Consider the following 24098-nt stretch of genomic DNA (forward strand, 5'->3'; position numbering starts at 1 on the left):
AACTGGCTCACCACTGTTGAAGGAGGTCGCCTCTCGCGGTCCGGGACAGCCAGTCACCGGAACCGGGCACAATGTGCAGCACACGACACAGGCCCACCGCCTCGGGAGGTGGTGGGCTGCACGCGACACCCGAAGGTGCGCGACGCTCCTGGAACCGCCCGGTACCGCGGCGGCTCCCTGTATGACGTCCCGCTGGTGACGCCGGACTCGCGTCCGGGCACGGGACATCTCGCTTCGGACCATCCTAACGGACGCCGCAGGCTGCTACTGACCACGCAGTTTGCCGCGCACCCAGTCGACGATGTCCGCGTAGCGCGACTCCCCGCCGCGCCTGGTCGGACGGTAGTACGTCCGCCCGTGCACCGCGTCCGGGGCGTACTGCTGGGCGGCGACCCCGTCCGGCAGGTCGTGCGGGTAGACATAGCCCTGGGCGTGGCCGAGCTTCTTCGCCCCCGCGTAGTGCCCGTCCCGCAGGTGCGAGGGCACCGGGCCGGCCAGGCCCTTCCGCACGTCCGCCAGCGCCTCGCCGATGGCGACCGTCGCGGCGTTGGACTTGGGCGCGAGCGCCAGCGCGATCACCGCGTGCGACAGCGTCAGCGACGCCTCGGGGAAGCCGATCATCGCCACCGCCTGGGCCGCCGCGACCGCGATCGGCAGCGCGTGCGGGTCGGCCAGGCCGATGTCCTCGCTGGCCGAGATCATCAGCCGGCGGGCGATGAACCGGGGGTCCTCCCCCGCCTCGATCATCCGCGCCAGGTAGTGCAGCGCGGCGTCGACGTCGCTGCCCCGGATCGACTTGATCAGCGCGCTGGCCACGTCGTAGTGCTGGTCGCCGTCCCGGTCGTAGCGCACCGCCGCCTTGTCCACGGCCTGCTCGACCGTCTCCAGGGCGACCTCGGACTCGCCGAGCTCCAGCGCGGTCCCGGCGGCGGCCTCCAGCGCGGTCAGCGCCTTGCGGGCGTCCCCGCCGGCGATCCGGACCAGGTGGTCCTCGGCGTCCTCCGCCAGGGTCACCGCCCCGGCCAGACCGCGTTCGTCGCCCACCGCGCGGCGCAGCAGCTCCCGGATGTCGTCCTCGGTCAGCGACTCCAGGGTCAGCAGCAGCGACCGGGACAGCAGCGGGGAGATCACCGAGAAGAAGGGGTTCTCCGTGGTCGCGGCGACCAGGGTGATCCAGCGGTTCTCCACCGCGGGCAGCAGCGAGTCCTGCTGCGCCTTGGAGAAGCGGTGGATCTCGTCCAGGAACAGCATGGTCTCCCGGCCCGAGCCGCCCATCTCCCGGCGGGCCGAGTCGATGACCGCGCGGACCTCCTTCACCCCGGCGGTGATCGCGGACAGCTCCACGAACCGCCGCTCGGTGGCCTGGCTGATCACATACGCCAGGGTGGTCTTCCCGGTCCCCGGCGGCCCCCAGAGGATCACCGACGAGGTCGCGGCCGGGCCGCCGGCCCCCGCCACCAGCCGCCGCAGCGGCGAGCCGGGGTTCAGCAGCCGCCGCTGCCCGGCCACCTCGTCCAGGGTCCGCGGCCGCATCCGCACCGCCAGCGGCGAGCGCGTGGGCTCCTGCGCCTGGCGTTCCTCCGCGGCGGCGGTGAAGAGGTCCGGTTCCATACCCCCGACCCTATGCGCTCCGCACCCGCGTGCGCTCTTGACTGCACAGCGGCAGACCCTCTTGGATGGTCACCGTACGCACACAACCAGTCACCGATCCGGACCATCCCGACCCAGGGGGACCCTTGCACATCCGACGGACCGCGGCAGCACTCATCGCAGCGGGCGCGCTGCTCCTCGGCACCGCGCTCGGCGCGGGCAGCGCCCAGGCAGCGGGCACCGCGCCCGGCGCGGCTCCCGCGCTCAGCTCCGGCACCCCGCTGGACCAGTGCTCCGCCGCCTTCCACGACAACGACTCCCGGCTCGGCCCGGCGCAGCTGCCGCTGCTCGGCCGGGTGGGCCTGGAACTCCTCGGCTACCACCGCTCCGGCAGCCTCAGCGAGAGCGCGCTGCTGGCCACGTACTACAGCCCGACCGCCAACTCCGGCTCCCCCGGCTGGATCTACCCGCCGGACAACGGCTACCTGCTCACCCCGGGCGGCCGGCCGATCGAGACCACGCAGACCCTGCGCCCGGGCACCGACATCGACCGCTACGGCAGCGAGTACGGCTCCTTCCTCGCCCCGGAGGGGCTCCCCTACGCCGCCCGCTCCATCCCCCCGTCCAGCCTGGACAGCACCCCGGCGGCGAGCTGCAACTACCGCGACTACCGCGTCCTCAAGCCCTTCACCGTGGACGCCGGCCCGATCGCCCCCTGGTTCGGCCAGCCCGGCCTGGGCTGGCAGTACCAGCTCGACGCCACGCTCGTCCCGGGCGCCCCCACCCCCCTCAACGTCCTCTGGCTCGTCAACAACGGCTACCTGGGCCGTTTGTGACACAGCGCCTGTGACACAGCTGCCCGCCGCAGACCGTCTGCGGCGGGCAGCTGTGTCGGGCGCGGGGTCAGGCTTCCGGCTGCTCCGACTTGGGCTTGGCGTCGACGCCGGCCTCCTTGCGCTGCTGCGCGGTGATCGGGGTCGGGGCGCCGGTCAGCGGGTCGCCGCCGGTGCTGGTCTTGGGGAAAGCCATCACGTCGCGGATGGTGTCGTAGCCGCCCAGCAGGGCGACCAGGCGGTCCAGGCCGAGGGCGATGCCGCCGTGCGGCGGGGGGCCGAAGTCGAAGGCGGTGAGCAGGAAGCCGAACTGCGACTCCGCCTCCTCCGCCGACAGGCCGATCGCGTCGAAGGCGCGCTTCTGGACGTCCTTCTGGTGGATACGGATCGAGCCGCCGCCGATCTCCGAGCCGTTGAGGACCAGGTCGTAGGCGTTGGAGAGGGCGTTGCCCGGGTCCTTGTCGAAGGTGTCCATCGACTCGGCGGTGGGGGCGGTGAAGGGGTGGTGCACCGCGTGCCAGCCCTGGAACTCGCCCTTGTCGTCCTCGATCGGCTCGAACATCGGGAAGTCGACCACCCAGAGGAAGGCCCACTTCGACTCGTCGATCAGGTCGCAGCGGCGGCCGATCTCCAGCCGGGCGGCGCCCAGCAGCTCCTGCGAGGCGGTGCGCTTGCCGGCCGCGAAGAAGACCGCGTCGCCGGGCTTTGCGCCGGCCGCCTCGGCCAGCCCGGCCAGGTGGGCCTCGGAGAGGTTCTTGGCGACCGGGCCGCGCAGCGAGCCGTCCTCGTCCACCAGGATGTAGGCGAGGCCGCGGGCGCCGCGGGCCTTGGCCCAGTCCTGCCAGGCGTCCAGCTGCTTGCGCGGCTGCGAGGCGCCGCCGGGCATGACCACCGCGCCGACGTAGGGGGCCTGGAAGACCCGGAACTCGGTGCCCGCGAAGTACTCGGTCAGGTCCGTGAGTTCGTTGCCGAAGCGGACGTCGGGCTTGTCCGAGCCGTAGCGGGACATGGCGTCCGCGTAGGTCAGCCGCGGCAGCGGGAGCTGGACGTCGTAGTCGTGGACCTCGCCCCAGATCCGGGCGATGAGCTTCTCGCCGAGGGCCAGGATGTCCTCCTGGTCCACGAACGAGGCCTCGATGTCGAGCTGGGTGAACTCGGGCTGCCGGTCGGCGCGGAAGTCCTCGTCGCGGAAGCAGCGGGCGATCTGGTAGTAGCGCTCCATCCCGGCCACCATCAGCAGCTGCTTGAACAGCTGCGGCGACTGCGGCAGGGCGTACCAGTGGCCCGGCTGGAGCCGGACCGGCACCAGGAAGTCGCGGGCGCCCTCGGGCGTGGAGCGGGTCAGGTACGGGGTCTCGATGTCGAGGTAGTCGTTCTCCTCCATCACCGTGCGGATGATGTTGGTGGCCTTGGACCGCAGCCGCAGCGCCTTCGCCGGACCCTCGCGGCGCAGGTCGAGGTAGCGGTAGCGGAGCCGGACCTCCTCGTTCACCGAGCCCGGCTCGTACTCCGCGACCTGGAACGGCAGCGCGGCGGACTCGGACAGCACGGTGAGCTCGTTGACCACGACCTCGACCTCGCCGGTCGGGATCTCGGTGTTGGCGTTGCCCTCGGGGCGAACCCGGACCTCGCCGACGATCTTGACGCACCACTCGGAGCGCAGCTCGGAGACCGCCTCCAGGTCGCGGACCACGACCTGGACGGTGCCGGAGGCGTCCCGCAGGTCGATGAAGGCGACACCGCCGTGGTCGCGGCGGCGGGCGACCCAGCCTGCGAGGGTCACGGTGGTGCCGGCGTGCTCCGGGCGGAGCGTGCCGGCTTCATGGCTGCGGATCACTTCAGCTTCTCCTTCAGGGTGGTGACGAGTGCGTCCAGGGCGACCGGGGTCTGGTCTCCGCTGGTGAGGTCCTTGAGCTGTACCAGGTTCTCGGCGAGGTCCCGCTCCCCGGCGACGACCGCGTACCGCGCGCCGGAGCGGTCGGCGGCCTTCATCGCGGCCTTGAGGCCCTTGGGGCCGTAGACGATGTCCGCGGAGAGCCCCTCGCGGCGGAGTTCGGTCACCGCGCCGAAGAGCACCCGCCGGGCCTCGTCGCCGAGCGGCACGGCGAAGACGTCGGTGCCGGCCGGGCCCGGCAGTTCGATGCCCTCGGCCTCCAGCGCGAGCACGGTGCGGTCCACGCCAAGGGCCCAGCCCACGGACGGCAGCGCGGGGCCGCCGATCATCTCCGACAGTCCGTCGTAACGGCCGCCGCCGCCGACCGCCGACTGCGCGCCGAGGCCGTCGTGCACGAACTCGAAGGTGGTGCGGGTGTAGTAGTCGAGCCCGCGGACCAGCTTGTCGTCGTCCTCGAAGCCGACCCCGGCCGCCGTGAGCAGCTCGCGGACCCGCTCGTGGTACGCCTTGCAGTCCTCGCAGAGGTAGTCGCGCAGCCGGGGGGCGCCGACGAGCTGCTTGGCCACCTCGGGCCGCTTGTCGTCGAGCACCCGCAGCGGGTTGATCGCGGCGCGGCGCACCGTCTCCTCGTCCAGGTCGAGGCCGCCGAGGAACTCCTGCAGCGCGGCCCGGTAGACCGGACGGCAGGTCTTGTCGCCCAGGCTGTTCAGCAGGATGCGGAAGTCCCGCAGCCCGAGCGAACGGTAGGCGTCGTGGGCGAGGATGACCAGCTCGGCGTCGAGCGCCGGGTCCTCCGCGCCGATGGCCTCAGCGCCGACCTGCCAGAACTGGCGGTAGCGGCCCTTCTGCGGCTTCTCGTAGCGGTACTGCGAGCCGCTGTACCAGAGCTTGACCGGGAGGTTGCCGATCCGGTGCAGATTGGCTTCCAGGGTGGCGCGGAGCACCGAGGCGGTGCCCTCGGGGCGCAGCGCCAGGTCCTCGTCGCTGCGCCTGGTGAGGGTGAACATCTCCTTGCTGACGATGTCGGTGGACTCGCCGACGCCGCGCGAGAAGAGCTTGACGTCCTCGAAGACCGGGGTCTCGATGTAGCCGTACCCGGCCCGGCGCAGCGGCGCGGCCAGGGCCTCGCGCACCGCGAGCACGGTCGCGGCGGTGGCGGGCAGGATGTCGTACGTGCCCCGGGGGGCCTGGAAGGAGCTACTCACGTCTCGTCTCGAATTCAGAGTCCCCGGCGGGGTGCGCCGGGCTCGGCTGCGGCTGCTCCCGCGACCTGGAGCAGGTACGGGTTGGTGGCGCGCTCGCGGCCGATGGTGGTCTGGGGGCCGTGTCCGGAGAGGACCACGGTCTCGTCCTGGAGCGGCAGGCACACCCGGGCCAGCGACCGCAGCAGGGCGTCGGGGTCGCCTCCGGGGAGATCCGAACGTCCTACGGAGCCGGCGAACAGCAGGTCTCCCGAGAAGAGCACCGGGGGGAGGTCCGGTGCGGCGGGGGTCCTGAAGGTCACCGACCCCCCGGTATGGCCGGGGGCGTGGTCGACGGTGAGCCGCAGCCCGGCGAGGTCCAGCACGCTGCCGTCGGTGAGGATCCGGACGTCGTCGGGCTCGCCCACGGTCAGCTCGCCCAGCAGCTGGGCGCCCAGGGCGCGGCCGAGCGCCTTCTCCGGGTCGGCGAGCATGTAGCGGTCCTCGGGGTGGATCCAGGCCGGGATGCCGCGGGCGCCGCAGATCGGCACGACCGAGGCGACGTGGTCGATGTGCCCGTGGGTGAGGACGACGGCGACCGGCTTCAGCCCGTGCTCGCGGACCGCGTCCTCGACCCCGGCGGTGGCCTGGTGGCCCGGGTCGACGATGACGCACTCCTCGCCGGCCGCGGGGGCGACCAGGTAGCAGTTGGTGCCCCAGGCCCCTGCGGGGAAACCGGCGATGAACACGTGATTCCTTATGTACGGCGGAAGATGCTGGCAGCCTACCGGCGGGGATGGGACGATCGCGAACCCGTTGTCACCCGGCCCACGGGTGGGGCTGACGGTCGGCTTACAGATTCCATCCCTACACTGAGCGCCCAACGGGTACGAAGATCCCCCACCGGCTCGGTGTGGCGAACGTGTCGGACATGAAGGAGTGACGGTCGGTGGCACCCAACGACAGGCCAAGCAAGCCCCTCCCGAAGGACAAGGAGAAGCGGCGGCGGGAGCTGGAGCGGCTGAAGTACGAGCGCCAGGCCCAGAAGCGGGCGCAGGCCGTCTCCCGGGCCCGTAAGCGGACCGCGATCGTGGGCGCCATCGTGGTCGTGGTGGCGGGCATCGGCGCCGGCACCTGGGCGGTGGCCGGGACCGGCCACAAGAAGGCCGCGGCCAAGTCCCCGACGGCGTCCGCCTCGGCCGCCCCCAGCTCCTCGGCGAGCGCCGGGCCGAAGGCCGGGTCGGCCCACCTGGCCGGCTGCAGCACCCCGGCGGCGGGCAAGCCGGGCACCAAGCAGTGGAAGACCGAGCCGGCCATGAGCATCTCCACCACCGCGACCTACACGGCCACGCTGAGCACCAACTGCGGCCCGATCACCCTGAAGCTGGACGCGGCGGCGGCCCCGCACACGGTCAACTCGTTCGCGTTCCTGGCCTCGCAGCACTACTTCGACCACGTCAGCTGCCACCGGCTCACCACCGGCGGCCTGAGCGTGCTGCAGTGCGGCGACCCGACCGGCACGGGATCGGGCACCCCGGGCTACACCATCAAGGACGAGAACCTGACCGCCCCGGCGATCAAGGGCGGCACCTACCCGGCCGGCACGGTCGCCATGGCGAACTCGGGTCCGAACACCAACGGCAGCCAGTTCTTCCTGGTCTACAAGGACAGCCAGCTGCCGGCCAGCTACACCCCGTTCGGCACCATCACCGGCGGTCTTGACACCTTGACGAAGATCGCCGCGGCCGGCACGGACAACGCCAACGCCACAGGTGACGGCCACCCGCTGCAGACCGTGGTGATGAACACGGTGACCGTCAAGAAGGGCTGACCGCCGACTGGCGGCGCGCTGAGGCAGTTTTCGCCGCCGGGATACGGACAGCACCGGTGCCGGTCGCCTATGTTGGCGTCTTGTAGGGTGCCCTGACCCGGCGGCGAAGCTGATGCCCGGCCGGACAATGAACTGTGGAAGGCGGCCCTCGTCCCCGGACGAAGGGCCGCCATATGCGAGGAGGCGCTGTGACCAGCGACCCGTGGGGCCGTGTCGACGACGAGGGGACCGTCTACGTGCGGACGGCCGAGGGCGAACGCGTCGTCGGCTCGTGGCAGGCGGGGTCCCCCGACGAGGCTCTCGCCTACTTCACCCGGAAGTACGAGGGAATCGCCGTCGAGATCGGCCTGCTGGAGCGTCGGGTCCGCAGCACGGACCTGGCGGCGAAGGACGCGATGACCGCGATCGACCATCTGAAGGCCCAGGTGACCGAGGGCCATGCGGTCGGTGACCTGGCCGCGCTGGCGACGCGCCTGGAGGCGCTGGTCGGCGAGGTGGACAGCCGCCGCGAGGAGCGGAAGGCGGCCCGGGCGAAGGCCCAGGACGAGGCCAAGGCCGCCAAGGAGGTGCTGGTCGCGGAGGCCGAGCAGCTCGCCGAGTCCACCCAGTGGCGCGAGGCCGGCGACCGGCTGCGGGCCCTGGTGGACACCTGGAAGGGCCTGCCCAGGCTCGACCGCAAGTCCGACGACGAGCTGTGGCACCGGTTCTCGCACGCCCGCTCGACCTTCTCCAAGCGCCGCAAGGCCCACTTCGCCACGCTGGACCTGCAGCGCGACGAGGCCCGCCAGGTGAAGGAGAAGCTGGCCAAGGAGGCCGAGTCGCTGTCCGGCTCGACCGACTGGGGCGCCACGGCCGCCCGCTACCGCGAGCTGATGGCGGACTGGAAGGCGGCGGGCCGGGCCCAGCGCGAGGCCGAGGACGAGCTGTGGGCCCGGTTCCGGGGCGCGCAGGACGTGTTCTTCCAGGCCCGCTCGTCGGTGTTCGACGAGCGCGACGCCGAGGAGCGGGAGAACCAGAAGCTCAAGGAGGCCCTGCTGGTCGAGGCCGAGGCACTGCTGCCGATCACCGACCTGAAGGCCGTGAAGGCGTCCTACCGCAGCATCAGCGAGCGCTGGGAGGAGATCGGCCACGTCCCGCGGGACAACCGGCCGAAGCTGGAGGCCCGGCTGCACAGCGTGGACCGTGCCATCCGCGAGTCCGAGGACGCCGAGTGGCAGCGCAGCAACCCGGAGGCCCGGGCCCGTGCGCAGGGCATGACCGGCCTGCTGCAGGCGGCCGTGGACAAGCTGGAGAAGCAGATCGAGGCGGCCCGCGCCAAGAACGACAGCGGGCGCGTGGCGAAGCTGGAGAAGGAGCTGGAGGGCCGCCGTGAGCTGCTCGACCAGGCTCTGAAGGGCCTGCAGGAGTTCGGCGGCTAGAACCGGCCGAGGAGGGGCCCCACCGGCGTCCGGTGGGGCCCCTCCTCGCGTGCGCTGCTACTTGGGGCGGGCCGAGGTGACCCGGTAGACGTCGTAGACGCCCTCGACGCCGCGGACGGCCTTGAGGACGTGGCCGAGGTGCTTGGGGTCGCCCATCTCGAAGGTGAAGCGGCTCATCGCCACCCGGTCCCGCGAGGTCTGCACCGCCGCCGACAGGATGTTGACGTGCTGGTCGGACAGCACCCGGGTGACGTCGGAGAGCAGCCGGGACCGGTCCAGCGCCTCGACCTGGATCGCGACCAGGAACACCGAGGACTGGGTCGGCGCCCACTCGACCTCGACCATGCGTTCCTGCTGCTGCGCCAGCGCGTCCACGTTGACGCAGTCGGCGCGGTGCACCGAGACCCCGTTGCCGCGGGTGATGAAGCCGACGATGGGGTCGCCCGGCACCGGTGTGCAGCAACGGGACAGCTTGACCCAGACGTCGGCGACGCCCTTGACGACCACCCCGGGGTCGGCCGCGGACCGCCGGTTGCGGCGCCCGCTGCTCGGGGACGGGGTGGTGGTCTCGGCGATGTCCTCGGTCGCGCCCTCCTCGCCGCCGAGGGCCTGGACCAGCTTCTGCACGATGGTCTGCGCGGAGACATGGCCCTCGCCGATCGCGGCGTAGAGCGAGGAGATGTCCGGGTAGCGCATCTCGTGCGCCAGGGTGACCAGGGAGTCGCCGGTGAGGATGCGCTGCAGCGGCAGGCCCTGCTTGCGCATGGCCCGGGTGATCGCCTCCTTGCCCTGCTCGATCGCCTCCTCGCGGCGCTCCTTGGAGAACCAGGCCCGGATCTTGTTGCGGGCCCGGGGCGACTTGACGAAGCCCAGCCAGTCCCGGGACGGCGCGGCGTTGGCGGCCTTGGAGGTGAAGACCTCCACCAGGTCGCCGTTGTCGAGGGTGCTCTCCAGCGGCACCAGCCGCCCGTTGACCCGTGCCCCTATGGTCCGGTGGCCCACCTCGGTGTGGACGGCGTAGGCGAAGTCGACCGGGGTCGCCCCGGCCGGCAGCGCTATCACGTCGCCCTTGGGGGTGAACACGAAGACCTCGTTGTTGGAGAGGTCGAAGCGCAGCGACTCCAGGAACTCGCTGGGGTCCTCGGTCTCCTTCTGCCAGTCCAGCAGCTGCCGCAGCCAGGCCATCTCATTGACGGTGTCGGCCTTGCCGCCCTTGCCGGTGGGGGTGTCGGTGCGGACCTTGGAGGCGCCGGCCACCGCCTGCTGCTTGTACTTCCAGTGCGCGGCGATGCCGTACTCGGCGCGGCGGTGCATGTCGAAGGTGCGGATCTGCAGCTCGACCGGCTTGCCGCCGGGGCCGATCACCGTGGTGTGCAGCGACTGGTACATGTTGAACTTGGGCATGGCGATGTAGTCCTTGAACCGCCCCGGCACCGGGTTCCACCGCGCGTGGATGGTGCCCAGCGCCGCGTAGCAGTCGCGGACCGAGTCGACCAGGACCCGGATGCCCACCAGGTCGTAGATCTCGGCGAAGTCGCGGCCGCGCACGATCATCTTCTGGTAGACGCTGTAGTAGTGCTTCGGCCGCCCGGTGACCGTCGCCTTGATCCTGGCCGCCCGGAAGTCGCCGATGACCTGGTCGGTGACCGTGCTGAGGTACTCGTCCCGCTTGGGGGCGCGCTCGGCGACCAGGCGGACGATCTCGTCGTACATCTTGGGGTAGAGGATCGCGAAGGCGAGGTCCTCCAGCTCCCACTTGATGGTGTTCATGCCCAGCCGGTGCGCCAGCGGGGCGTAGATCTCCAGGGTCTCCCTGGCCTTCTTCTCCTGCTTCTCGCGCTTGAGGTAGCGCATGGTGCGCATGTTGTGCAGCCGGTCGGCCAGCTTGATGACCAGCACCCGGGGGTCCTTGGCCATGGCGACGACCATCTTGCGCACGGTCTCGGCCTGGGCCGCCTCGCCGAACTTGACCTTGTCCAGCTTGGTCACGCCGTCGACCAGCATGGCGACGGTGTCGCCGAAGTCGCGGCGCAGCGTCTCCAGGCCGTAGTCGGTGTCCTCGACGGTGTCGTGCAGCAGCCCGGCCATCAGCGTGGCGGTGTCCATGCCCAGCTCGGCCAGGATGGTCGCGACGGCCAGCGGATGGGTGATGTACGGGTCGCCGCTCTTGCGCTTCTGGCCCCGGTGCCAGCGCTCGGCGATCTGGTACGCCCGCTCCAGGGTGACCAGGTCGGCCTTGGGGTCGTTGCCGCGGACGATCCGGAAGAGGGGTTCGAGCACCGGGTTGAGCGTGCTGCTGCGCTGCCCGCCGAGACGCGCCAGCCGGTTCCGGACGCGGTTGGACGGAGGCACGGCGGGGCGCGGGCCCGGCGCCGGCTCTTTGACGACCGGAGTCCCGACGGCCTTGACGGCCGGGGTCCTCACGGCCGGGGTTGCGGCGGGGGCGCCGTCCTGCGCGTTGGCAGCGGTGGGCACGACCTCTTCCGGCAAGTGCTCTCCTCGATGCGAGTGACTGCGGATCCCCATGGTACCGAGCTGGGCCGACGGCCGATCCCCGGGCATGGCTGGGGGCGGGCCGCCGGAGTACCGGCGACCCGCCCCAAGTACGCCGCGGTCCCCTGCGGACCGCCGCGCCCAGACCGATCAGATCGAGATGATCGCTTCCAGTGGTGCGTCGCCCAGATGGGCGGCGAGGCGCTCACGGCCGCCGAGGAAGCCGAGCTCCATCAGCACGACCACCCCGGCCAGCTCCGCTCCGGCCCGCCTGACCAGGTCCAGGGACGCCTCCACGGTGCCGCCGGTGGCGAGCACGTCGTCGACGACCAGGACCCGCTCACCGGGCGTGAAGGCGTCCTGCTGGACCTCTATGACCGCGGAGCCGTACTCCAGGTCGTAGGGCTGGCGGTGCAGCTCCCCGGGGAGCTTGCCCTCCTTGCGGACCGGGACGAAGCCCGCACCCGCGGCGTAGGCGGCCGGGGCCGCCAGGATGAAGCCGCGGGCCTCGAGCCCGACGACCTTGGTCGCACCCAGGGCCTTGGCGCGGGCCGCCAGGTGGTCGACCAGGGCCGCGAACCCCTCGGCGTCGGCCAGCAGCGGGGCGATGTCCTTGAAGACCACCCCGGGCTTGGGGTAGTCGGGGATGTCGCGGATCCGCGCGGCCAGCCGTGCGGCCAGGTCGTCGGCGCTCATACCGTTTACTGCCTCTCGCTCACTTGCGCTTGCCGGTGGACCGGCGGTCACTGCGGCTGCGGTTGCTCGGCTGGCGCCGGACGCCGGTCGACGTCACCGTGCCGCTGCCACTGCTGCTGCCGACGGGGACGTTGTCCTCGTAGCCGTCCGAGTCCTCCGGGTCGTCGTCCGTGGCGACCTTGAGACCGGCCGCCTCGGCCTTGGCGTCGGCGGCGCGGCGCAGGGTGACCTTCTTCGCGAGAGCGATGTTCTCCGGCTCCTTCTCCTTGAGCCAGGCCACCAGCGGGGTGGCCACGCAGATCGAGGAGTAGGCACCGGCGCTGAGGCCGACGAACAGCGCCAGCGAGATGTCGTTGAGCGTGCCCGCGCCCAGCAGGCCGCCGCCGATGAACAGCAGCGCGGCGACCGGCAGCAGCGCCAGGATGGTGGTGTTGATCGACCGGACCAGGGTGCCGTTGAGCGAGCGGTTGGCCGCGTCGCTGTAGGTCAGCCTGGTCTGGCTGCCGAGCGACTTGGTCGCGTCCTTGAGGCCGTCGAAAACCACGACCGTGTCGTACAGCGAGTAGCCGAGCACGGTCAGGAAGCCGATCACCGTTCCCGAGGTGACGGTGAAGCCCAGCAGCGCGTACACGCCGATGGTGATCACCAGGTCGTGCAGCAGCGCCACCAGGGCGGCGACGGCGAGCCGCCACTCGAAGGCGACGGCGAGGTAGAGGGTCACCAGGATCATGAAGGCGATCAGACCGTAGAGGGCCTTCTTGCTGATGTCCTTGCCCCAGCTGGCGCCGATCGACTGGGTGCTGATCTTGTCGGCGGAGATGCCCAGCGCGGAGGACAGCTTGGAGACGGCGTCCTGCTTGTTCACGTGCTCGTCGGTGTTGATCTGGATCGTGATCTGCTTGCCGCCGGTGCCGTTGGACGACTGGACCAGCGCGGTGCCGTCCCCGGTGATCCCGTTGGCCACGGTCTGGGCCTGGCTGATGGTGAGCCCGGGCTTGGTGATCGTGTAGATGTCACCGCCCTTGAACTCGATGCCGAGGTTCAGCCCGCGGAGGCCGAGGCCGAGGACGGCGGCGAGCAGGATGACGCCGGAGATGGCGACCCAGATCTTGCGCCGGCCGACGAAGTCGATGCCGGCCTCACCGGTGTACAGCCGGTGGCCGATGTTGCCGAAACGCGACATCTGCTCAGACCTCCTTCGGGGTGGCGGGGAGCGGCCTGCGGCCACCGCGCAGCGGAGGACGCACACCGAGGCGCTTGGGGTCGAGCCCCGACATGGGGTGGCCGTCCGCGAAGAACCTGCGGCGGGCCAGCAGGCTGATCAGCGGCTTGGTGAAGAGGAAGATCACCACCACGTCCAGCAGGGTGGTCAGGCCCAGCGTGAACGCGAAGCCCTGCACCTTGCCGACGGTGAAGAAGTACAGCACCGCGGCGGCCAGGAAGGACACGAAGTCCGCCACCAGGATGGTACGCCGGGCCTTGGGCCAGGCCCGCTGCACCGACGGGCGCAGCGAAGTGCCGTGCCGCAGTTCGTCGCGGATTCTCTCGAAGTAGACGACGAAGGAGTCCGCGGTGATGCCGATGGCGACGATGGCACCGCAGACCGCCGGCAGGTTCAGCGCGAACCCGATCGACGCCCCGAGCAGGCACATGATCGAGTACGTGAGCACGGCGGAGACCGCCAGGCCGGCGATGGCCACCAGGCCGAGGCCGCGGTAGTAGAGCATCGAGTACAGCACCACCAGGGCGAGGCCGATGGCACCGGAGACCAGGCCGGCGGTGAGCTGGCTGCTGCCGAGCTCGGGCGAGACCGTGGTGGTGTCCTGGGTGGTGAGCTTGAGCGGCAGCGCGCCGGCGTTCAGCACGGTGGCCAGGTCGCTCGCGGACTTCTGGTCGAAGCTGCCGCTGATCTCGGCCTGTCCGCCGACGATGGAGGAGGAGACCGAGGGAGCGGACTGCACCTGGCCGTCCAGCACGATGGCGAACTGGTTCTGCGGCGCGGTGTTCTTGGACAGGGTCGCCGTGGTGGTGGCGAAGGCCTGCGAGCCGTGGCCGTTGAAGCTCAGGTTGACCTGCCACTGGCCGGTCTGCTGGCTGAGGCCGGAGGAGGCGCTGCTGATGTCGGTGCCGGCCACCGCGACCGGGCCGAGCGCGTACTTGTAGTAGACGCCGCTGGTCGAGGTCGCGTCGCAGGCGACGGCGTCCTTGCTGTTGGACGTCTGGAAGTCGGTCGACTGCTGCTTCTTGTCGGAGCAGTCCAGCTTCGCGAACGCCGCCGTCAGGTCGGCCGGGACGGTGCCCTGGGTCAGCGAGGAGGTGTCGACCGGCGCGCTGCTGGCCGAACCCGACGGGACGGCCGAAGCGGTGCTGTTCGGCGTGGCCGAGGCCTTGCCGGCCGCGGTGGCGGTGGCGGTGGCCGAGGCGGCGGTCAGGTCCCGGGTGAGCGCGTCGCCCTGGGTCTTGCCCGCGGACGGGGTCGCGGTCGAGGAGGGCGCCTTGGCAGCGGGCGGCGTGGCGCTGGACGAGGAGGAGGCCGAGGACGACGCCGAGGAGGAGGGGGCCGGCGAGGCGACCACACCCGAGGGCGCGATGGCGAGGACCGGCCTGAAGTACATCAGCGCGGTCTTGCTGATCTCGTCCTCGATCTTGGTGGGGTCCGTGCCCTTGGGGATGGTCACCAGGAGCGTGTTGCCGCCCTGGGTCTGCACCGTGGCCTCGGAGACACCGAAGGCGTTGACGCGCTTCTCCATGATCTGCTGCGCCTCGCTGAGGCTGGCACCGTTGACCGCACTCTTGGGGGCACCGGGGGGCGGCGAGGCCGTGAGCGTGATGCTCGTGCCGCCCGCGAGGTCGATGCCGAGGTGCGGGGTGGTGTTCCCGGTGGCGAACATGATGCCCACCAGGGCTGCCGTGATCACCAGGATCAGGCTCAGCGCACGCCCTGGGTATCCGTCACGCGGACGGGATTTCGGTGATGCCACCTTCTCGATTCTCTCTGTCCATGCCGTGGGTGGGACGCGCCACCACCGCCGGAGGTCCGGCGGACAGGGGGTGGGCACGGCCACGACGCAGCGGTCGGGGTGAAGCCGACCGGAGGCGGAGCCCCCGGAACGTCTGCCGTTGGGGGCAGGCTACTTGGCGGTGACGCCCTTGTCTGCGGCGGGCTCCTCGGCAGCCGCGGCGGCCTCGGTCTCGGCCTCGGCCACAGCGACGGCCTCGTCCTCGGGGGACTCGGCGGCGTCTGCGGGCTTCTCCAGGCTGGGGGCCTTGTCGAAGCCGATCGGCGTTGCTGCCTCGTCCGCGGTGAGCGGCTCGCCCTCGGCCGCGTCGTCGTCCTCGACCTCATCGTCCTCGACATCGCCGTGGACGATCCGGTTGTACTCGGCGCCGTCCAGCACCACCGCGATGGCGTTCTTCGCATAGATGGCGTGCACGCCGGGGGCGACCTCGAGCTCGACCGAGTCGTCGTTCACGGCCTTGACCAGGGCGTACATACCGCCGATGGTGCGGATGCCGGAACCCGGCTCCATCTTGTTGCGCATCTCGCTTGCCTGCTGCTGCTTCTTCTTCGCAGAGCGGGTCATCATGAACATGGCCCCGAACATGACGACTGCGACGATGAGGAGAGAGGAGGAACTCATGACTGACGGATCCTTTGCGAGGCCGCAGGGGGAGCGGCCTGTCATGGGGGGCGGACTGCCACGTTTATAGGGGTGGCACCGGCGGAGTCTAGGCGACCCGCCGTGGACGGACAACGTAGAGCATGTCATCCGGGTTCCTGGAAGCGCGAGTACCTCGCACTGCCGTTCGTCGGATCATTCCTCGGAACGGGGCGCGAAAAGCTCCTGCTGGGCCGGGAGAGACGTGTGCGGAGGGCCCTGCGGGGGCGTGAGGCCGAGGTGCTCCCAGGCGGCGGCGGTGGCGATCCGGCCCCTGGGGGTGCGGGCCAGCAGGCCCTCGCGGACCAGGAAGGGCTCGGCCACCTCCTCCACCGTCTCGCTCTCCTCCCCCACCGCGACGGCGAGGGTGGACAGGCCGACCGGGCCTCCGCCGAACAGTTTCAGCAGCGCGTGCAGCACCGCGCGGTCCAGCCGGTCCAGGCCGCGGGCGTCCACCTCGTAGACCGCCAGGGCGGCGGCGGCGATCTCCTTGGTGACCATCCCGTCATGCCTGACCTGCGCGAAGTCGCGGACCCGGCGCAGCAGCCGGTTGGCGATCCGGGGGGTGCCGCGGGAGCGCCCGGCGATCTCGGCCGCCGCGTCCGCGTCGATCCTGACGTCGAGCAGCCGGGCCGAGCGGTGGATCACCCGCTCCAGTTCGACCGGGGCGTAGAACTCCATGTGGCCGGTGAAGCCGAAGCGGTCGCGCAGCGGGGGCGGCAGCAGGCCCGCCCTGGTGGTCGCGCCGACCAGGGTGAACGGCGGCAGCTCCAGCGGGATGGCGGTGGCCCCGGGACCCTTGCCGACGATGACGTCGACCCGGAAGTCCTCCATGGCCATGTAGAGCATCTCCTCGGCCGGCCGGGACATCCGGTGGATCTCGTCCAGGAACAGCACCTCGCCCTCGGTGAGCGAGGAGAGGATCGCGGCGAGGTCGCCCGCGTGCTGGATGGCGGGCCCCGAGGTGATCCGGATCGGGGCGTTCATCTCCGCCGCGATGATCATCGACAGGGTGGTCTTGCCCAGTCCGGGCGGACCGCTGAGCAGCACGTGGTCCGGTGTGGCCGAACGGTGCCGGGCGGCCTGGAGCACCAGCGAGAGCTGCTCGCGGACCCGCTCCTGGCCGATGAACTCGTCCAGGTCCTTGGGGCGCAGCGCGGCCTCGACCGCGCGGTCCTCGCCGTCCGCCGCGGTGGAGACGGGAGATGAGGATTCGTCATACACGCTCATGGCAGTCCTCAGCGAGTGCGGTTGCGGGTACGGAGGGCGCTGCGCAGCAGGGCCGAGATGTCGGGCTTGTCCTGGGCCTCGGCCTCGGGGGTGACCGCGACCACGGCGTCCTCGGCCTCGCGCGGGGCGAAGCCCAGGCCGACCAGGGCGGCGTGCAGCTGCTCGGTCCAGGGGGCGGGCCCGGCGGCGAGGGCGCGCTGCCGGGGGGCCGCGACGCCGGTGGGGGCGCCGAGCCGGTCCTTGAGCTCGATCAGCAGCTTCTGGGCGCCCTTGGGGCCGATCCCGGGCACGGCGGTGAGCGCCTTGGCGTCGCCGCGCTGGATCGCGATCCGCAGCGCGTCCGGGCTGTGCACGGCGAGCATCGCCTGGGCCACCTTGGGGCCGATGCCGCTGGCGGTCTGCAGCAGTTCGAAGGTCTGCCGCTCGTCGTCGTCGGCGAAGCCGTAGAGGGTGAGCGAGTCCTCGCGGACCACCAGGAAGGTGGCCAGCCGGGCGGGTTCGCCGACCCGCAGCGTGGCCAGCACGGCGGGGGCGCACTGCACCAGCATGCCGACGCCGCCGACCTCGATCACGGCCGAGGCCGGGCCGAGGGCGGCCACCGGGCCACTGACGAAAGCGATCATCGGCGGTACTCCTTGGGACGGGCGCCCGGACCGCTGGTGCGGGCGACGGCGGCGGCGATGCGGTCGGTGGCCGCTCCGCGCCAGATGTGGCAGATGGCGAGCGCGAGGGCGTCGGCGGCGTCGGCCGGCTTCGGCGGCGCGTCCAGCCGCAGCAGCCGGGTGACCATGGCGCCGACCTGCGCCTTGTCGGCGCGGCCGTTGCCGGTGACGGCGGCCTTCACCTCGCTGGGGGTGTGCAGGGTGACCGGGATGCCGCGGCGGGTGGCGCAGAGCATGGCGACCGCGCTGGCCTGCGCGGTGCCCATCACGGTGCGGACGTTGTGCTGGGCGAACACCCGCTCCACCGCCACGAGTTCGGGCCGGTACTGGTCGAACCACAGCTCCAGCCCCTGCTCGATCTGCAGCAGCCGCTGCGCCACCTCGCTCTCGGCGGGGGTGCGGACCACGCCGCAGGCCACCATCGCCAGCGGGCGTCCGGGCGCGCCGTCGACCACGCCGACGCCGCAGCGGGTCAGGCCGGGATCCACCCCCAGTACGCGCACGTGCCCAGCCTCTCCTTGGAACGGACCAAAAAGGAACAGTCCGTGGTGAGGCTATCGTTCACCGCCGACAACCCGCCCCCGGACATGCCGCCGCCCGGCACCCGCAGGGGGTGCCGGGCGGCGATGCGGCAGGCGCTAGTCTTCCTCGTCCAGCTCGGCGACGACCTCGGCGGAGAGGTCGAAGTTGGCGAAGACGTTCTGCACGTCGTCGCTGTCCTCGAGCGCGTCGATCAGCCGGAAGATCTTGCGGGCGCCGTCGGCGTCCAACTCGACCTGCACGCTGGGGACGAAGCTCGCGTCGGCCGAGTCGTAGTCGATCCCGGCGTCCTGCAGCGCGGTGCGGACCGCGACCATGTCGGTGGCCTCGCTGATGACCTCGAAGTTCTCGCCGAGGTCGTTCACCTCTTCGGCGCCCGCGTCCAGCACCGCGTCCAGCACGGTGTCCTCGTCCAGCTTGTCGCCCTTGGCGACGACGATGACGCCCTTGCGGGTGAACATGTACGACACCGAGCCCGGGTCCGCCATCGAGCCGCCGTTGCGGGTCATCGCCACCCGGACGTCGGAGGCGGCGCGGTTGCGGTTGTCGGTCAGACACTCGATCAGCACCGCGACGCCGTTGGGGCCGTAGCCCTCGTACATGATCGTGGAGTAGTCCGCGCCGCCGGCCTCGGCCCCGGAGCCGCGCTTGACCGCGCGGTTGATGTTGTCGATCGGGACCGAGCTCTTCTTGGCCTTCTGGATGGCGTCGTAGAGCGTCGGGTTACCGGCCGGGTCGCCGCCGCCGGTCCTGGCCGCGACCTCGATGTTTTTGATCATCTTGGCGAAGAGCTTGCCGCGCTTGGCGTCGACGACGGCCTTCTTGTGCTTGGTGGTAGCCCATTTGGAGTGGCCGGACATCGAGTAGCTCCTTCAATACACAACACCAAAGAAATGAACAGGGGAGATCCTACCGTCGCCCGTGGCGCCAATGGTCACCCCGCGTCGCGGACCATGTCCACGAAGTACCGGTGCACCCGGCTGTCCCCGCTCAGCTCCGGATGGAACGACGTGGCCAGCAGGTTCCGCTGCCGGACCGCGACGATCCGCTGGTCGCCCAGGTCCGCCAGCACCTCCACGCCCTCGCCGACCGACTCGACCCAGGGAGCCCTGATGAAGATCCCGTGCACCGGGCCGCCGTCCAGGCCGCGGAAGTCGACGTCCTGCTCGAAGGACTCGTTCTGCCGGCCGAAGGCGTTGCGGCGCACGGTCATGTCGATGCCGCCGACGCTCTGCTGGTCGTCCCGGCCGTCCAGGATCTTGTCGGCCAGCATGATCATGCCGGCGCAGGAGCCGTAGACCGGCATCCCGGCGGCGACCCGGGCCCGCAGCGGGTCCATCAGGCCGAAGATCAGCGCCAGCTTGGACATGGTGGTGGACTCGCCGCCTGGGATGACCAGCGCGTCGATCTCCGCCAGCTCCTCGGGGCGGCGGACCGGGCGGGCCACCGCGTCCGCCTCGGCCAGGGCCAGCGCGTGCTCCCGCACGTCGCCCTGCAGCGCGAGCACACCGATGACGGGGGAACTGGTCACAGCGGGAACCTCTTCGAGGGGATCGGTGGAACGTCAGCAAGGGGATGCAAGGGGAAACGAGGAAGGTGGGGAGTGCGGGCCCGAGGGCCGCACTCCCCACCCTCGGTGCGTACTACCAGCCGCGGTTGGCGTAGCGCTCGGTCTCGGGGAGGGTGTCGCAGTTGATGCCGACCATGGCCTCGCCCAGGCCGCGCGAGACGTCCGCGATCACCTTGGGGTCGTCCCAGAAGGTGGTGGCCTTGACGATGGCCTCGGCGCGCTTGGCCGGGTCGCCGGACTTGAAGATGCCGGAGCCGACGAAGACGCCCTCGGCGCCGAGGTGCATCATCAGCGCGGCGTCGGCCGGGGTGGCCACGCCGCCCGCGGAGAACAGCACGACCGGGAGCTTGCCCAGCGCGGCGACCTCGGCGACCAGCTCGTACGGGGCGCGGAGCTCCTTGGCGGCGGCGTAGAGCTCGTTGTTGTCCAGGGCGCGCAGCTTGCCGATGTCGCCGCGGATCTGCCGCATGTGGCGCACGGCCTCGACCACGTTGCCGGTGCCGGCCTCGCCCTTGGAGCGGATCATGGCCGCGCCCTCGGCGATCCGGCGCAGCGCCTCGCCCAGGTTGGTGGCGCCGCAGACGAAGGGGGTGGTGAAGGCCCACTTGTCGCTGTGGTTGACCTCGTCGGCCGGGGTCAGCACCTCGGACTCGTCGATGTAGTCGACCCCGAGCGACTGCAGGATCTGGGCCTCGACGATGTGGCCGATCCGGGACTTGGCCATGACCGGGATGGAGACCGCGCTGATGATGCCGTCGATCATGTCCGGGTCGGACATCCGGGCCACGCCGCCGTCCTTGCGGATGTCGGCGGGGACCCGCTCCAGGGCCATGACCGCCACGGCGCCGGCGTCCTCGGCGATCTTCGCCTGCTCGGCGTTGACGACGTCCATGATCACGCCGCCCTTGAGCTGCTCGGCCATGCCGCGCTTGACGCGGGCGGTTCCGACCGCGGGGCTGCTGGTGGGGGCGGGGGTGTTGGTGGACACGTATGACCTCACTGAAGACACGGACATGGTGGTGCGATAAGCCCAATGGTAGGCCCGTCACGACCCTAACCGATGCTCCACCTGGTCCACCTGGCACTGGGCGGACACTCCGCAGTGGTGCGTGTCACGCCGGGGTCAGCGCGGCCGGGGCCTCGTCGTCCATTTCGAAGGTCAGCGGGAACGGGGCGTGCCCGGCCAGTCGGAACATCCGCACCACCCGGTGCCTGCGCACCGCGCGGGCGGCCCGGACCGAGTCGTTGTGGAAGGTGCGGGCCATCGGCACCCGGCGCGCGGCCGAGGCCAGGTCGGCCACGATGTCCTCGCCGCCGGTCAGCGCCCGCAGCTCGTCGACCTGCTCGGGCGCCCCGAACACCGCCCGCAGCGCCTGGCTCAGCTCACTCTCGGCCACCTCGCGCTGCTCCTCGTCCGCGGTACGGGCGGCGTGGGCGGCCTGGTAGAGCACGATCGAGGAGGCGGGGTCGAGCCGGGTCGAGGTCGCCAGCTCCAGCGTGGTCGCCGAACGCCGGAGCAGCTGGGCGTCGAGGCCGGCCCGGGCGGCGTCGATCCGCGCGTGCAGCCGGTCGAGCCGCCCGGCGGTCCAGCTGAGGTAGAGGCCGATGACGACGACGGCGATGACGACCCAGATCCAGATGCTCACGAGCGCCTACCTTAGGGCCGGATCAGGGGGTGGCGTCGCGGGCCAGGCCGAAGCGGGCGCGCCAGCCGCCGTTGTCGGACGGTTCGGCGTCGACGATCGCGGCGGCACCGGTGGTGACGGTCTCGTAGACGGAGAGGATGTCCGCGCCGACGGTCTCCCAGTCGAAGCGGCGGACGTGCCGGGAGCCGGACTCGCGCAGCGCAGCCAGCCGCGCCGGGTCGCCGAGCAGCCGGATCGCGGCCCCGGCCAGCGCGTCGGCGTCCTCGACCGGGAACAGCTCGCCCGCCGCTCCCCCGTCCAGCACCTGCCGGAACGCGTCCAGGTCGCTGGCCAGCACCGGGGCGCCGGCCGACATGGCCTCGACCAGGATGATGCCGAAGCTCTCGCCGCCGGTGTTCGGCGCGACATAGAGGTCGACGCTGCGCAGCAGGCTGGCCTTCTCCTGGTCGGTGACCATGCCGAGGAACTCGATCCTGGCCCTGACCTGCGGCGGAAGGCCCTTGACCGCCTCCTCCTCGTCACCCTTGCCGGCCACCAGCAGCCGGACGTCGGGGCGGGCGGCGATGATCCGGGGCAGTGCCTCCAGCAGCGTCGGCAGGCCCTTGCGGGGCTCGTTGATCCGGCCGACGAAGCCGATGGTGCCGCCGCTCCACTCCGGACGCGGCTCGGCGTCCGCGAAGAAGCCGACGTCGACGCCGTTGGGGATGACCACGGCGTCGCCGCCGAAGTGCTCGACCAGGGTGCGCCGGGCGTACTCGCTGACCGCGATCCGGGCGCTGATCTTCTCCAGCGCGGGCTGCATCAGCGGCTCGGCGGCGATCATGGCGCGGGAGCGCGGGTTGGAGGTGTGGAAGGTCGCCACGATCGGGCCGCTGGCGGCCCAGCAGGCCAGTATCGACAGGCTGGGGGTGACCGGCTCGTGCAGGTGCAGCACGTCGAAGTGGCCGTCGTGCAGCCAGCGGCGCACCCGCGCGGCGGAGAGGAAGCCGAAGCTCAGCCGGGCCACCGAGCCGTTGTAGGGCACCGGCACCGCACGGCCCGCGGCGACCACGTACGGCGGCACCGGCAGGTTCTCGTCCGCCGGGGCCAGCACGGAGACGTGGTGGCCCAGCCGGATCAGGTGCTCGGCCAGGTCCCTGACGTGGAACTGGACGCCGCCCGGGACGTCCCAGGCGTACGGGCAGACGATGCCGATCCTCACTGCACTGTCTCCTCTGGGGCTGCCTCGGCCGGGGCGGCCTGGGTGCTCGGGGCGAGCCGGTCCTGGTCCACGTCGGCCAGCCAGAACCGCTGCAGCATGTGCCAGTCCTGCGGGTGCTCGCGCACGCCCTCGGACCAGACGTCGGCGAGCGCCTGGGTCATCGTCGCCGCCTTCTCCCGCTTGCTGCCGGTCTCCGGGACGGCGACCTCCTCGTGGACCCGGCCCTTCATCACCGGGGTGCCGTCGTACCAGAGGGTCACCGGGAGCAGCGCCGCACCGGTCTGCACTGCCAGCACGGCCGGTCCGGCAGGCATCCTGGCGGCCTCGCCCATGAAGCTGACGTCCACCCCGGAGGCGGACAGGTCGCGGTCGCCGACCAGGCAGACCAGCCCGCCCGCGCGCAGCCGCTTGGCCAGCGTGGCCAGGGTGTTGGCGCCGCCGGTCAGCGGCAGCACCTCCATGCCCAGGCCCTCGCGGTAGGCGACGAAGCGGTCGAAGAGCTTCTCCGGCTTGAGCCGCTCGGCGACGGTGGCGAAGGGGTAGCCGCGGACCACCACCCAGGCGCCGGCCAGGTCCCAGTTGCCCATGTGCGGCAGGGCCAGCACCGCGCCCCGGCCGGAGGCCATGGCCTGGTCCAGGCGTTCGATGAACTCGGGCTCGAACGAGGCCTGCACCCGCTCCCGGCTCCACACCGGCATCCGGAAGGACTCGCACCAGTAGCGCAGGTAGCTGCGCATCCCGGCCCGGCCCAGCTCGGCGATCTCGGCGTCGGTGGCCTCCGGGCGGACCCGGCGCAGATTGGCCTCGAGCCGCAGCACGCCCTTGCCGCGCCGCTTCCAGACCTGGTCCCCGATCCGCTGGAACAGGGCGTTGGCGGCGGGCTCGGGCAGCCGCTTCACCGCGGCCCAGCCCGCCGCGTAGGCGGTGTAGGTGAGGTTGTCGCTGAATCCGCTCACAGTCGGCCCGCACCGGCCGCGACGGCCTCGGCGGCCTCCCGGCGCACCGTGACCACCCGCTGGAACACGGTGACCAGACTGCCCACCGCGATCAGCCACAGCGCGATCGGCAGCAGCCAGTCGATGTACGGGACGCCGAACTGGTGCAGCCCGGAGAGGCCGGCCAGGACCAGCGTCACCACCAGCCGTTCGGCCCGCTCCACCAGCCCCTGGACGTCGCACTTCAGGCCGAGGCTCTCGGCCCTGGCCTTGGTGTAGGACACCACCTGGCCGCTGGCCAGGCAGAACACCGCCACCGCGCAGAGCAGCAGGTTGTCGCCCTTGCCCGCGTACCAGAGGGCGATGCCGCCGAAGACCGCCGAGTCGGCGACCCGGTCCAGGGTGGAGTCGAGGAAGGCGCCCCAGACGCTGGAGGTGCCGGCCTGCCGGGCCATATTGCCGTCGACCAGGTCGGAGAAGACAAAGGCGGTGATCACCAGGGTGCCCCAGAAGAAGCTGCCCCGGGGGAAGAACACCAGCGCACCCGCCACCACCCCGGCCGTCCCGACCAGGGTGACCGCGTCCGGGCTGACCCCGATCCGCAGCAGGAAGGTGGCGAAGGGGGTGAGCACCTTGGTGAAGAAAGCTCGGGCGTATTTGTTGAGCATGGGCCTTCCGACCGCTCCGATCTGGCTCTGCTGACGACGAGGAACCAGCGG

The 24098-nt window shown here is 71.5% G+C and carries 22 protein-coding genes; 3 read left to right on the forward strand and 19 right to left on the reverse strand.

Translation table 11 applies throughout. The annotated features are described in order from the left end of the window. Positions 1-264: 264 nt before the first annotated feature. Positions 265-1611, reverse strand: a complete 1347-nt coding sequence (locus tag ACEZDG_RS00345; RefSeq protein ID WP_380500910.1) for a replication-associated recombination protein A — start codon at positions 1609-1611, stop codon at positions 265-267. Between the two features lie 125 nt (positions 1612-1736). Between ACEZDG_RS00345 and ACEZDG_RS00350 the strand changes: the two genes are divergently transcribed. Continuing rightward, a complete protein-coding gene (locus ACEZDG_RS00350) occupies positions 1737-2426 on the forward strand; it encodes a TNT domain-containing protein (RefSeq protein WP_380500912.1) in 690 nt (229 codons plus the stop codon). 67 nt (positions 2427-2493) lie between these two features. On the opposite strand, the gene aspS is transcribed toward ACEZDG_RS00350, so the two are convergent. The 3 genes from aspS to ACEZDG_RS00365 are packed head-to-tail and all read right to left on the reverse strand — an operon-like array spanning position 2494 to position 6247. Continuing rightward, complete coding sequence (gene aspS, locus ACEZDG_RS00355; protein ID WP_380500914.1) at positions 2494-4260, reverse strand: aspartate--tRNA ligase; 1767 nt, start codon at positions 4258-4260, stop codon at positions 2494-2496. Further along, on the reverse strand, positions 4257-5522 hold the full coding sequence (hisS, locus tag ACEZDG_RS00360) for a histidine--tRNA ligase (protein WP_380500916.1): 1266 nt from the start codon (positions 5520-5522) through the stop codon (positions 4257-4259). Before hisS ends, aspS begins: the two co-directional genes overlap by 4 nt. Positions 5523-5536: 14 nt before the next feature. Beyond that, complete coding sequence (locus ACEZDG_RS00365; RefSeq protein WP_380500918.1) at positions 5537-6247, reverse strand: MBL fold metallo-hydrolase; 711 nt, start codon at positions 6245-6247, stop codon at positions 5537-5539. 200 nt (positions 6248-6447) lie between these two features. Between ACEZDG_RS00365 and ACEZDG_RS00370 the strand changes: the two genes are divergently transcribed. Both ACEZDG_RS00370 and ACEZDG_RS00375 read left to right on the forward strand, forming a co-directional pair. Then, a complete protein-coding gene (locus ACEZDG_RS00370) occupies positions 6448-7329 on the forward strand; it encodes a peptidylprolyl isomerase (RefSeq protein ID WP_380500920.1) in 882 nt (293 codons plus the stop codon). A gap of 188 nt (positions 7330-7517) precedes the next feature. Continuing rightward, positions 7518-8747 (forward strand): DUF349 domain-containing protein, encoded by a 1230-nt coding sequence (locus ACEZDG_RS00375; RefSeq protein ID WP_380500922.1) that lies wholly within the window; start codon positions 7518-7520, stop codon positions 8745-8747. A gap of 57 nt (positions 8748-8804) precedes the next feature. Here ACEZDG_RS00375 and ACEZDG_RS00380 read toward each other — a convergent pair whose 3' ends face one another. The 15 genes from ACEZDG_RS00380 to pgsA form a co-directional block, all read right to left on the reverse strand. Next, positions 8805-11273 carry a RelA/SpoT family protein gene (locus ACEZDG_RS00380; protein WP_380500924.1) on the reverse strand — a complete coding sequence of 823 codons (2469 nt, stop codon included), beginning with the start codon at positions 11271-11273 and terminating at the stop codon, positions 8805-8807. A 117-nt stretch (positions 11274-11390) separates the two neighbouring features. Next, entirely contained in the window at positions 11391-11936 is a 546-nt protein-coding gene (locus tag ACEZDG_RS00385; protein ID WP_380500926.1) for an adenine phosphoribosyltransferase, read from the reverse strand. Positions 11937-11955: 19 nt separating this feature from the next. After that, entirely contained in the window at positions 11956-13119 is a 1164-nt protein-coding gene (gene secF / locus ACEZDG_RS00390; RefSeq protein ID WP_380500928.1) for a protein translocase subunit SecF, read from the reverse strand. 4 nt (positions 13120-13123) lie between these two features. Beyond that, positions 13124-14854, reverse strand: a complete 1731-nt coding sequence (secD, locus tag ACEZDG_RS00395) for a protein translocase subunit SecD (RefSeq protein WP_380500930.1) — start codon at positions 14852-14854, stop codon at positions 13124-13126. A 213-nt stretch (positions 14855-15067) separates the two neighbouring features. Then, positions 15068-15577, reverse strand: a complete 510-nt coding sequence (yajC, locus tag ACEZDG_RS00400) for a preprotein translocase subunit YajC (protein ID WP_380500932.1) — start codon at positions 15575-15577, stop codon at positions 15068-15070. A gap of 174 nt (positions 15578-15751) precedes the next feature. Beyond that, a complete protein-coding gene (ruvB, locus tag ACEZDG_RS00405; RefSeq protein WP_380500934.1) occupies positions 15752-16825 on the reverse strand; it encodes a Holliday junction branch migration DNA helicase RuvB in 1074 nt (357 codons plus the stop codon). Between the two features lie 8 nt (positions 16826-16833). After that, entirely contained in the window at positions 16834-17448 is a 615-nt protein-coding gene (gene ruvA, locus ACEZDG_RS00410; protein ID WP_380500936.1) for a Holliday junction branch migration protein RuvA, read from the reverse strand. Then, positions 17445-17990 carry a crossover junction endodeoxyribonuclease RuvC gene (gene ruvC / locus ACEZDG_RS00415; protein WP_380500938.1) on the reverse strand — a complete coding sequence of 182 codons (546 nt, stop codon included), beginning with the start codon at positions 17988-17990 and terminating at the stop codon, positions 17445-17447. The genes ruvA and ruvC overlap by 4 nt, the downstream gene beginning before the upstream one ends. 135 nt (positions 17991-18125) lie before the next feature. Further along, positions 18126-18887: a YebC/PmpR family DNA-binding transcriptional regulator gene (locus ACEZDG_RS00420; RefSeq protein WP_380500940.1), complete on the reverse strand. Its 762-nt coding sequence runs from the start codon at positions 18885-18887 to the stop codon at positions 18126-18128. 74 nt (positions 18888-18961) lie between these two features. Then, positions 18962-19558, reverse strand: a complete 597-nt coding sequence (gene pdxT / locus ACEZDG_RS00425; RefSeq protein WP_380500942.1) for a pyridoxal 5'-phosphate synthase glutaminase subunit PdxT — start codon at positions 19556-19558, stop codon at positions 18962-18964. A gap of 112 nt (positions 19559-19670) precedes the next feature. Continuing rightward, a complete protein-coding gene (pdxS, locus tag ACEZDG_RS00430) occupies positions 19671-20585 on the reverse strand; it encodes a pyridoxal 5'-phosphate synthase lyase subunit PdxS (RefSeq protein WP_380500944.1) in 915 nt (304 codons plus the stop codon). A gap of 124 nt (positions 20586-20709) precedes the next feature. Further along, a complete protein-coding gene (locus tag ACEZDG_RS00435; RefSeq protein ID WP_380500946.1) occupies positions 20710-21243 on the reverse strand; it encodes a hypothetical protein in 534 nt (177 codons plus the stop codon). Between the two features lie 22 nt (positions 21244-21265). Next, the gene (locus ACEZDG_RS00440) at positions 21266-22444 is read right to left on the reverse strand and encodes a glycosyltransferase family 4 protein (RefSeq protein WP_380500948.1); all 1179 of its coding nucleotides are present in this window, start codon (positions 22442-22444) and stop codon (positions 21266-21268) included. Further along, positions 22441-23400: a phosphatidylinositol mannoside acyltransferase gene (locus ACEZDG_RS00445; RefSeq protein WP_380500950.1), complete on the reverse strand. Its 960-nt coding sequence runs from the start codon at positions 23398-23400 to the stop codon at positions 22441-22443. Before ACEZDG_RS00445 ends, ACEZDG_RS00440 begins: the two co-directional genes overlap by 4 nt. Next, on the reverse strand, positions 23397-24047 hold the full coding sequence (gene pgsA / locus ACEZDG_RS00450; RefSeq protein WP_380500952.1) for a phosphatidylinositol phosphate synthase: 651 nt from the start codon (positions 24045-24047) through the stop codon (positions 23397-23399). Before pgsA ends, ACEZDG_RS00445 begins: the two co-directional genes overlap by 4 nt. Positions 24048-24098 lie beyond the last annotated feature (51 nt).

This window comes from Streptacidiphilus alkalitolerans, assembly GCF_042511045.1.
Taxonomy (GTDB): Bacteria; Actinomycetota; Actinomycetes; order Streptomycetales; family Streptomycetaceae; genus Streptacidiphilus; species Streptacidiphilus alkalitolerans.